10 protein-coding genes are annotated in these 10,613 nt (G+C 53.8%); 8 read left to right on the top strand and 2 right to left on the bottom strand.

Features of this window, described 5'->3' with window-relative positions; translation table 11 throughout:
* Window positions 1–15: 15 nt before the first annotated feature.
* The gene (gene cra / locus ACFFLD_RS13250) at window positions 16–1,002 is read left to right on the top strand and encodes a catabolite repressor/activator (protein WP_386041394.1); all 987 of its coding nucleotides are present in this window, start codon (window positions 16–18) and stop codon (window positions 1,000–1,002) included.
* Here the strand turns inward: cra and ACFFLD_RS13245 are convergent.
* Window positions 999–1,475: a methylglyoxal synthase gene (locus tag ACFFLD_RS13245; protein WP_386041392.1), complete on the bottom strand. Its 477-nt coding sequence runs from the start codon at window positions 1,473–1,475 to the stop codon at window positions 999–1,001. The two genes, cra and ACFFLD_RS13245, sit on opposite strands and share 4 nt — an antisense overlap.
* A gap of 52 nt (window positions 1,476–1,527) precedes the next feature.
* Entirely contained in the window at window positions 1,528–3,048 is a 1,521-nt protein-coding gene (pyk, locus tag ACFFLD_RS13240; RefSeq protein WP_386041390.1) for a pyruvate kinase, read from the bottom strand.
* Window positions 3,049–3,274: 226 nt separating this feature from the next.
* On the opposite strand from pyk, the gene gap reads away from it, so the two are divergent.
* From gap to kdpA, 7 genes are all read left to right on the top strand, one after another.
* Window positions 3,275–4,279, top strand: a complete 1,005-nt coding sequence (gene gap / locus ACFFLD_RS13235) for a type I glyceraldehyde-3-phosphate dehydrogenase (RefSeq protein ID WP_386041388.1) — start codon at window positions 3,275–3,277, stop codon at window positions 4,277–4,279.
* A gap of 429 nt (window positions 4,280–4,708) precedes the next feature.
* Entirely contained in the window at window positions 4,709–6,247 is a 1,539-nt protein-coding gene (locus tag ACFFLD_RS13230; RefSeq protein WP_386041386.1) for a carbohydrate porin, read from the top strand.
* A 214-nt stretch (window positions 6,248–6,461) separates the two neighbouring features.
* A complete protein-coding gene (locus tag ACFFLD_RS13225; RefSeq protein WP_386041383.1) occupies window positions 6,462–6,986 on the top strand; it encodes a DUF3455 domain-containing protein in 525 nt (174 codons plus the stop codon).
* A 98-nt stretch (window positions 6,987–7,084) separates the two neighbouring features.
* The gene (locus ACFFLD_RS13220; RefSeq protein WP_386041381.1) at window positions 7,085–7,648 is read left to right on the top strand and encodes a sigma-70 family RNA polymerase sigma factor; all 564 of its coding nucleotides are present in this window, start codon (window positions 7,085–7,087) and stop codon (window positions 7,646–7,648) included.
* On the top strand, window positions 7,645–8,385 hold the full coding sequence (locus tag ACFFLD_RS13215; protein ID WP_386041379.1) for an anti-sigma factor: 741 nt from the start codon (window positions 7,645–7,647) through the stop codon (window positions 8,383–8,385). The genes ACFFLD_RS13220 and ACFFLD_RS13215 overlap by 4 nt, the downstream gene beginning before the upstream one ends.
* Before the next feature lie 443 nt (window positions 8,386–8,828).
* Window positions 8,829–8,909: a K(+)-transporting ATPase subunit F gene (gene kdpF, locus ACFFLD_RS13210; protein ID WP_386041564.1), complete on the top strand. Its 81-nt coding sequence runs from the start codon at window positions 8,829–8,831 to the stop codon at window positions 8,907–8,909.
* 9 nt (window positions 8,910–8,918) lie between these two features.
* Window positions 8,919–10,610, top strand: coding sequence for a potassium-transporting ATPase subunit KdpA (gene kdpA, locus ACFFLD_RS13205; RefSeq protein ID WP_386041377.1), 1,692 nt, complete (start codon window positions 8,919–8,921; stop codon window positions 10,608–10,610).
* The last annotated feature ends 3 nt before the right edge of the window (window positions 10,611–10,613 follow it).

Below are 10,613 nucleotides of genomic sequence, written 5' to 3'. Positions count from 1 at the left end.
TCAAGAGGAACCCGCATGACACTCGCCGATATTGCCCGGCTAGCCGGCGTCTCGCGCACCACCGCCAGCTACGTCATTAATGGTCAGGCTGAACAGCGGCGTATCAGTGCGGCTACGATTGAAAAAGTGATGGCGGTGGTACGCCAGCACCGTTATCACATCGATCCTCAAGCGGCGGCGCTGCGCCGAGGAGCCAGCCGTTTGCTGGGGCTTATCGTGCCGGACCTTGAGAACATCAGTTACGCTCGCCTGGCCAAGCGTCTTGAGCGGGGTGCCCGAGAGCAGGGGTATCAGCTGTTGATCGTGAGTTCGGACGACTGCGCAGAGAGCGAGCGCACGCTGGCATTGGCATTACGCGCGCAACGCTGTGAGGTGTTGATCACCGCGAGTTGCCTACCCGGTGACGACACGTTCTACGCCGACCTGGTAGACGAAGGCTGGTCTATTGTGGGCGTCGACCGTGGGCTGAATCCGGCGCTGTTTGCGAGTGTGGTCAGTAACGACCGGGAGGCGGCCAGTAGCTTGACTCGATCCGTCATCGGTGATGCAACCAAGCGTGTCGCCTGGTTGGAAGCGATGCCGGACTTGTCGATTAGTCGCGAGCGGCGGGCGGGCTTTCTAGCAGCACTCAAGGGCACTCCGGTTGAGCCACTCATTTTAAGCGGCACACGCTATGAGCGCGGCGAAGGGGCGCGTTTAGTGAAGCAGTTGCTGGATGAGGAGGGAGTTGATGCGCTGGTAACTGCGTCGTATACCTTGCTTGAAGGCGTGTTTGATGTGTTTTTGGAGCGTAGCGGTTTGCCTACCCATCTTCGCTTGGCTACGTTTGGCGACCACCGGCTACTGGATTTTCTGCCTCAGGCGGTTAACTCGGCAAGCCAGGATTATGACCGTATTGCCGAGTTAACGCTTAACTGCGCATTAGCCGCGATGAGCGGCCACTACGAGTGCGGATTACAGGTAGTGGCCCGTCATCTGCGTACCCGCGAGGCCAGTGGCTAGACCGATCTTGCCTGCGCCCATGCCTCGGCATCGGGAATCGCCATCTCGTAGCTCTCGCTCAGGTAGGGCGATGAAAGCACGAAGTCTGCGCTGGCGGCGTTGCACGCCACCGGCACATTCCATAAGGCCGCCAAGCGGAGCAGCGCCTTGACATCGGGGTCGTGAGGCTGAGGCGAGAAGGGATCCCAAAAGAAAATCAGCACGTCAAGCTGCTGCTCGGCAATGCGAGCACCAATCTGTTGGTCGCCGCCTAATGGGCCGCTCATTAGCCTTTCAACGCTAAGTCCCAAGGCTGTTTTTAAACGTTCTGCGGTGGTGCCCGTGCCAATAAGATCGTGTTGGCTGAGGGTATCCTGCCAATGGGTCGCCCATTGAAGCATTTCACTCTTCTTGCCATCGTGGGCAATCAACGCAATTCGCTTACGCGCTGGTAAGGTGCGGATAGCTTGGCGGGGTGGTGGCGCGTCACTCATGGCATCACTTTCCTTATCATTTTTCTTTTAATAGCTACTTATGTTGAGACGTTTATTCGCTCTCCAGGGCGAGGATCTTCATGGTGTTGGTGCCGCCATGGGCATTCATATGGTCGCCCCGGGTGAGAATGACATGCTCGCCAGGGTATGCCAAGTCGTGGCGCTGTAAGCAATTCAAGGCTTCCTGATCAAGATCGGCTGGCGCCATGTCCGTGGTATCAAACGGCAGCGAGACAACCCCGCGATACAGCGCCATGCGACGTTGAGCAATAGGGCTGTGGGCGAGCCCTACAATGGGCAGCGCGGAACGAATACGCGACGCAATTAGCGGTGTATAGCCAGTAGAGGTCATGCAGGCAATGGCGCTGACGCCGGATAAATGGTTGGCGGCATACATGGCCGATAGCGCGATGGTCTCATCAATACGCTCGAACCCTTCGTGAATCCGGTGGCCTGACTCTTGCGCTTCGCGCTCTCGTTCAGCGCCTAGGCAAACGCGGTTCATGGCTTCAATGGTTTCCACCGGATAATCACCCGCGGCGGTTTCTGCCGACAGCATTACGGCGTCGGTCGCATCAAGCACCGCATTGGCCACATCAAAGACTTCGGCGCGGGTGGGCAGTGGTGACGTGATCATCGACTCCATCATCTGGGTAGCGGTAATGACCGCGCGATTTAGTGTGCGCGCATGCTTGATGATGCGTTTTTGGGTGCCAATCAAGGCGGCGTCACCAATTTCCACACCCAGGTCGCCGCGTGCCACCATCACGGCTTCCGAGGCCATGATAATGCCGTCCAGCGTCACGTCATCCGCCACCGCTTCGGCGCGCTCAAGTTTGGCCACCAAACCGATCTCTTTACCCGCTTCGCCGAGCAATTCACGCGCTTCTTGCATATCGGCGGCATGGCGTGGGAAGGAGACCGCTAAATAGTCGACCCCGATCTCAATGGCCGTTTTTAAATCGCTTTTATCTTTATCGGTGAGCGCGGGTGCCGATAGGCCACCGCCCTGTTTGTTGATGCCTTTATTATTGGAGAGCTTGCCTCCCACGTGAACCCGGGTGTGAACCTGCTGGCCTTCCACGCTTGTCACATCAAGCACTAAGCGACCATCGTCGAGCAACAGGCGGTCGCCCTCGGTGACGTCGTCGGCCAAGGTCTTGTAATCGCACCCCACCTTTTCGGCGGTACCGCTATTGGCATCGAGTGCCATGTCCAGAATGAAGGATTGGCCGACCTTGAGGTTAACCGCGCCTTCAACAAAGCGGGCAATACGAATTTTAGGCCCTTGCAAGTCGCCTAGTGCGGCAACGCTGCGGCCCAGACGATCGGCGATTTCACGAACTTCAAGCAACCGACGGCGATGATCGTCTGCCGAGCCGTGTGAAAAGTTGAGTCGCACCACATCGACCCCCGCTTCAAGCATTGCTTCCAGCACGCCGGGGCGATCACTGGCTGGCCCCAGCGTAGCCACAATTTTGGTGCGTCGTAGGGGGCTATGCGAGGCAAGGGGGAGATCACAAAGAGAGGGAGTGGACGGCTTGGGGGCGGTGTTGGACGTTGCGCTCGTCATGGGTGCGCTCTCCTTAATAGGGGCGTGGTTGGTGATTAAATTGTGGGTAATTAAATATTGGACTACGATAGCGTTTATATAGTAATTTTACTACATATTGGATTTTTACTAGCCTTTTGGGGCGTTTGTAACGAAATTTATCTGCCTCATGACGCTTAAATACGTATTTTTAGTAATTTTTTTACAAAATGCGCCACTTGCTTTAACTGGTGAATGAGGAGCTATCATGACAATCAAAGTTGCGATTAATGGATTTGGCCGTATTGGCCGCAATGTACTGCGCGCGCTATACGAAAACAGCTATCGTGACCGCATACAGGTTGTCGCCATCAATGATCTGGGTGACCCTGCCTTGAATTCCCATCTGCTGCGTCACGATACCGTGCATGGCCACTTTCCCTTTAAGGTAGAGCACGATGAGCAGAGCATCACGGTAGACGGCGATCGTATTGCGATTTCCTCGGAGCGTGACCCGGCTCAGCTTCCCTGGGCAACGCTGGATGTTGATCTGGTGATGGAATGCACCGGGTTATTTACCAAGCGTGAGGCGGCCGCCAAGCACATTTCTGCTGGCGCCAAGCGAGTACTGATTTCAGCCCCCAGCCCTGATGCAGATGCGACGATTGTGTATGGGGTCAACGATCACATACTTACCGCTGAGCATACCGTGGTCTCCAACGCTTCCTGTACCACCAATTGTTTGGCCCCTGTGGCAAAAGCGTTAAATGATGGGGTAGGCATCGAAAATGGCCTGATGACCACGGTGCACGCTTATACCAATGATCAGAATCTATCCGATGTTTATCATTCTGACCCTTACCGGGCGCGTAGCGCCACGCACTCCATGATCCCGACCAAAACCGGCGCAGCGGCGGCTGTCGGGTTGGTCTTGCCGGAGCTTGCGGGCAAGTTTGATGGTCTGGCCGTTCGCGTACCGGTCATCAACGTATCGTTAGTTGATCTGACCTTTACCGCCAGCCGCGAGACGAGCAAGGAAGAGATTAACGCTATCGTTGAGAAAGCGGCCGCCAATTCACCGGTACTGGCCGTCAACGCTGAGCCATTGGTGTCCATCGACTTTAACCATGATGCCAACTCATCGACGTTTGATGCTAACCACACGCGTGTGAATGGCCGTCTGGTCAAGATCATGGCGTGGTACGACAACGAGTGGGGATTCTCCAACCGCATGTTGGACACCGCACTTGTAATGCAGGCAACGGCTAAATAGTCACTTCTTTTTTACAGTACCTTTGCACACTCTCCGTTGCACCGTGGTCAATCACGGTGCAACGGCTCCCCTCCGTTAGCTCCCTCATAGCTCGACATGCATGAAAGTATAAGTACGCTTTTTCGAGCCCTTTCACAGCCCATCGACTAGCCAGAATAAGCCTGTCAATGCGCTGCTTGTTATCAAGCATGGCAGTTAATCCGGTTGCTGCTACATAAGGCAAAACAGAATATTTCCCTCTCTGGTACATACTAAAACGCAACATCTTCTATATTTTTATAGAGCAACTGTTTGTACCAACGTCATGTTCAATTGAGGTGTCATGAAAGCCTGTCATCTATGGACAGCTAACCCGTATTCGCTGCTAGCAAAAGCTTTATAACGACAATGTTTAATAGCAGCTGTGAGCCAAAGAGGGGGCCACTAGTAATGACTAAAATAACTTACAAGGTGCCGTTAGTGAGTGCTATTGCTGTCGCCAGTCTGGGAGCAAATGGTTATGCCACGGCCCAGATGACGATCGAGCAACGCTTTGCCGAGCTGGAAGCACGTATTGAAGCAGCAGAACAACGTGCTGTCGCCGCCGAGCGTCGTGCCGAGTTGGCTGAGCAAGCCCAGGCTAAGGCGGAGGCTCAGACTCAAACTCAGACCACTTCCGTTACTTCGGAGAGTAATGCGGATATTGAAGAGCGATTGGCTAGAGTTGAGCGTTACACCGAGGGTGAAGAGGGCTTTTCATTCGGCGCCTATGCTCGTTCAGGTTTGCTTATCGGCGAAGATGGTAAAAGCGAGCATGCTGGCCCCTATTTAACGCCCGCGGGTGGCGAGGGAGGGGCGGTGGGGCGCTTGGGTAATGAGCCAGACACCTACGTTGAAACAATTTTGGACTATCGTATGCAATTTGATAATGGCGCCAAAGCGCTTTATCGCACCATGATTGCTGACGGCACCACCTCGAGTAATGACTGGACCGGTGGTGAGTCTGATATTAATGTCCGCCAGGTATTCGCCGAATTTAGCGACTTGCCAAGCTTCACTGGGGTATTCGAAAACGCTTCTATCTGGGCCGGTAAACGTTTTGACCGCGACAATTTCGATATTCATTGGCTTGATAGTGATGTGATTTTTCTCGCCGGTACAGGGGGCGGTGTCTATGACATGCAGCTAACCGACAGCTGGAAGTCCAACCTTTCAATATATGGCCGGAGCTTTTCCGATTATGCCATTGTCAGTGATGAGAACCCCGGTCTTGAGGGGTCTACCGATAATTTAATTCTAACCTCCAACAATTACGTTGGTAATTGGCAGTGGATGGTTAATGGTATGTCCGCTGCTGATAACGATGAACGTGATATCGAAGAGGGACAAACGGCTGCCGATACCGGTTTCCATACCATGATTGCTTACCATGGCGATAGTTTCTTTGGGGTGAGCGAGGGTACTTTTAAAGCAGCCGTATTGCATGGTCAGGGGTTAGGCGCTGAAACTAAAAATATCGGCGCGAGAGGTGAGCTTACCGACAACGCCCAGGCTACTCGCCTAGCGCTCTATGGCACCACCTATTTTGCTCCCCAGTGGCGTGTTGCTCCTTCAATCCTGGCTGAAACGAGTGAAGATCGTTACGCCCACGGCGATACGTATAACTGGGCAGGTATCAACATACGCTTAGCGAATGAACTAACGCAAAATTTCGAGATGCAGTATGAGGCCAGCTATCAGTGGATGGACCTGGACCCGCAAGGGTATGCCGGTCGCAACGCAGTGGAGGGTAGTTACGGTAAGTTTACCATTGCGCCTACCTTCAAACCCGAAGTGGGCGGCTTTTGGCAACGCCCAGAAATTCGACTATTCACTACCTTCAGCGATTGGGATGACGAGCTTAATAACTATGGCGATAGTTCTTTAGGCAACGATGGTTTTACTGGCGGCCAATGGACGTTCGGCGTTCAGTCGGAAGTGTGGTTCTAGCCGAGGATTGAAGTTGCCCTAAGCTATTGATGTTATTGAAAATAAGGCCGCATTCAAGCTTACGTTGTTGGTACAGCAAGAAAGCCCTGGATCATCTCCAGGGCTTTTTTTTAAATTTTTTTTAAACAGACTGCATCCAAAAGTGCTTCTCGCGGGTATTCCCTATACAGCCGCTATTAAAGGCGGCTGATAATAACCCTTTAGGAGACTGAGAATGACACTTAATCATCTAACGCGCGCTACCATGGCCGCCACATTGATCGCATCCTTCAGTCAGGTTGCTCTAGCGGATATGACGCCAGAGGATGTCCAGGTACCGGACGGTAATAAGATTGCACTTGAAACGGTGGGTGTTGGCGCTATTACCTACATGTGTGAAACCAAAGACGATGGCAATATGGGCTGGGTATTTAAAGGCCCGCACGCAGCGCTAAATGATAGCGACGGCAGCCAGGTAGGCAGCTACTACGGCCCCCCAGCCACCTGGGAAGCGCTGGATGGCTCTAAAATTACCGGCACCCAACTAGCCACGGCCGCTAACGGTGATGGCAATATTCCCCTACAGCTGGTCGAAGCCAACCCCGCTGAAGGCGAAGGCGCCATGGCCGGCGTGAGCTATATTCAACGCCTTAACACTCAGGGCGGCGTTGCCCCCGATGTAACGTGTGATATGGATCACGACGGTGCGACCGCCGTAGTAACTTATCAAGCAGATTACATTTTCTGGACTGCTGAGTAAGTTTACTTATGCAGGGGGCTCGTTTGTCGAGCTCCCTGCGGCTATGCTGTCTGTGGGTAACACGACTGGCGAAGGCGCCGTCACCAGGGAGCTAGGATTTGACCGACGTTTCTTCAGAATTTGATCATGCTGCTGTACTGGCTCAATGTGCTCGCGGCGAGCATGACGCCTTGCATCAACTCTATCTTCATGAAGGTGCCAGGTTGTTAGGGGTTGTCATAAGAATCGTCAAGGATCGAGGTATGGCGGAAGATATCGTTCATGACGCCTGTCTCAATATTTGGCAACGGGCCGATAGTTTTGACCCCAATAAAGGGTCCGCACGAACATGGATCTTTAGTGTTGCGCGTCACTTGGCGTTAAACGCAATACGTTATCGTGATCGCGAAGTCACCTTCGATAGTGATATTCCCTCCGAATCAGACCATGACGAACATTATCAGCACGCCTTCGTTGCCGAAGAAGCTTTTGATTGGCAAACCGGTCAACGAATGGATAGCTGTTTGGAACAACTTGAGCCGGAACGGCGTAACTGCGTACTCCATGCTTATGTTGATGGTCTCAGTCATGCGGAAATTTCCGCGCATACTGGGGCCCCCCTCGGTACCGTTAAAGCCTGGATAAAACGCAGCCTGTTGCGCTTGCGGGAGTGTATGGCATGACTCAGCCCAGTCAACATGAGCATAACCACGAAGACGATCATGCCTTGGCAGGTGAATACGTACTGGGCACGCTACCGCTAGCGCAACGCAAAGTACTGGAAGCTCGGCTACCCAACGAGCCCGAGCTTCAAAAAGCCGTGATGGCATGGGAAGAACGTTTTTTTCCCTACACCGCAATTACCACACCGGTCACGCCTTCAGATTATTTATGGCCACGTATTGAGCGCAGTTTAAAGACAAGAGAATTGCCAGCTAAGCGTGCTGGAACGGCTGAACCGCCGCCAAGATCCCGTCGTTTGCGCCACAGTTTGCCGCTGTGGCGTGGCGCGGCCGGGTTTGGCTTGGCGGCTGCGCTGCTGATGGGCGTGATGTTAGCAAATGAAGTCACCGAGCCGACGACGCCAGAGTACATGGTGGTGCTATTGGCCCCACAAACGCAGTCGGCTGGCTGGGTAGTACAGGCCTCGTCACGCCAGGAAATTGAGCTAATCCCACTGGGTACGTTTAACGTACCTGAAGGAAAAGCGCTGCAGTTCTGGACCAAAGCAGATGATTGGCAGGCGCCTGTATCGCTTGGCTTGGTAGAGCCTGGTGAGCCGATCCGTCTGCGCTTGGATCAGCTGCCTCCCCTTGAGGATAACCAGCTATTTGAGCTGACGCTTGAAGACGACACCGGCTCACCCACTGGATTGCCCACCGGTCCCATTGAGTTTATTGGCCGCGCGGTCGAGATTTAGCGAAACGTTTTAACGAACCGTTTTTATGAACCGTTTTTATGAACCAAGTAGCCGAGCGCCCTGTTATTGGCGCCTCGGCTATCGCCGCTTGGCGTCAATACTGCTCCATCCGACGAAAGCTACGCTCATTATCCCCGTATCTCACGCATGGCGGCGAGGAAGAACCTCGTCGCTGGCTTCTATCTGCACCACTAGTTTCCCCATCCCACCGCAAACCCATCACCTAAAGCGTGGCAGTTACCCATCAGAGTTCTCATTCATTTGCTCACGGGTCGGTGAGCACCTTCTCAAGGTGACATGGGTGAGGGCCAGGGAATCTCTTCACTAGCTGCCGCCCGCCGAACGCTTTTTTTACGTCTTTTTGACGGTTAACGCCTCAAACGCTCTCGAATTTTTACGCGTGCAATCTCTAAGCTCAAGGTGCCAATAAAGGAGGCACTTCCATGAATATTGCATTGTTAATTATCGCCATCGGCACAGCAGCGTATCTATTTTATGCGCTCATCTGCCCCGAGCGTTTTTAGGAGATCGTCATGAACGATATGATCGCCATTTACGCCTTGGTGGCGTTGCTTAGTGTGCCCTTGGGTATCTATATCGCCTATGCGTTAAGCACCGAGTCAAACCGCCTCGACACGCTTTTTGGCGTGATCGAAAAGCCTATTTATCGGTTGGCGGGCGTTAACAGTCAACACACCATGACCTGGCAAGTGTACGCGTTAGCTATTTTCAAGCTGCATGTGGGTTTGATACTACTGGCTTGGCTCGTGTTCATGGGTCAGGGCTTGCTGCCGTTGAATCCCGATGGCATACCCGGCATGCCGTGGGATACGGCGCTGCATACGGCAGTATCGTTTGCAACCAACACTAACCAGCAGCACTACTCTGGCCAAGCGCAGCTTTCGCATTTAAGCCAAACCTTCGCCATTGTCACACTACAGTTCTTGACCCCCGCCACGGGGCTCGCAGTATTGGTCGCAATTGTCCGTACCTTGTTAGTTGCTAAACCTGCCAAGGTGTTAAAAGGCGTTGGTAACTACTACCACGATCTTACCCGCTCGGTGATTCGTGTACTGCTCCCGCTAGCTGCCGTCGTGGCATTGCTACTTACATGGCAGGGTGTGCCCGCCAGCTATCAGGCCGCTCATCAGGTAGACATGCTGGATCCCCAGGTGGAAGAAACGCAGTCGATTCCGCTAGGCCCGGTGGCCTCCATGGTGGCGATCAAGCAACTGGGGACCAATGGCGGTGGCTGGTATGGGCCCAACTCCAGCGTGCCGCTTGAGAACCCCACGCCACTAGCGAACGTGATCGAAACCGCTTCACTCACGCTTATTCCAGTGGCATTGCTTATTGCGATTGCGCTAATCAGCGGTCGGCGCCGATTAATGATGGGCATTGGCGCAGTGATGATCGCGTTTTCACTGATCTCTACTTCCGTGGTGATCTATTCCGAACGCATGCCCAATGCAGCTCTGGTCGAGCTATCCCAGCCGGGGGCCAATTTGGAGGGCAAAGAGCTGCGTTTTGGCACTGACCTTTCCGCGCTATGGGGTAGTTGGACAACGCAAACCTCCAACGGCTCGGTCAATGCCATGCACGACAGCTTCAACCCCATGGGCGGCATGATGCTGATGATGGATATGTTTGTGAACGTGACCTTTGGCGGTATCGGCGTAGGTCTTATTGGTTTCTTCCTCTACCTGATGTTAGCGGCCTTTGTTGGCTCGTTGATGGTGGGCAGGGCACCTGAACTTTTCGGAAAGCCATTAGAAACCCGCGAGATGCGCTGGATTTCGTTAGCGATCCTGGCTCAGCCGCTGGTCATTCTCGGCTTGAGTGCGCTGACAGTGGCGATGCCCGGCACGGCAGCCAACTCCAACCCAGGGTTTCACGGTTTATCTCAAGTGCTTTACGAATTTACCTCCGCATTTGCCAATAACGGTTCCGGTTTTGAAGGGTTGGGCGATGCTACGCCGTGGTGGAATCTCGCTTGCGTGGTCGCCCTGTTGATTGGCCGTTTCTTACCCATGCTGGTGCCTTTAGCAGTGGCCGGCTGGCTGGCCGCTAAACGCACTGCGCCAGCGGGGCGTGGCACCCTACCCATGGATAGCCCCGCCTTTATGGGCTTAACCGCCGGGGTGATTGTGATCGTCAACCTGCTCGGCTTTTTACCGGCGTTAGTGCTTGGTCCGATTGCAGAATCCGTCGTGCAAGGCTTCTAGGAG

It is taken from the genome of Vreelandella sulfidaeris, from assembly GCF_042429665.1.
GTDB lineage: Bacteria > Pseudomonadota > Gammaproteobacteria > Pseudomonadales > Halomonadaceae > Vreelandella.
This window is presented reverse-complemented; position numbering and strand designations above follow the sequence as displayed.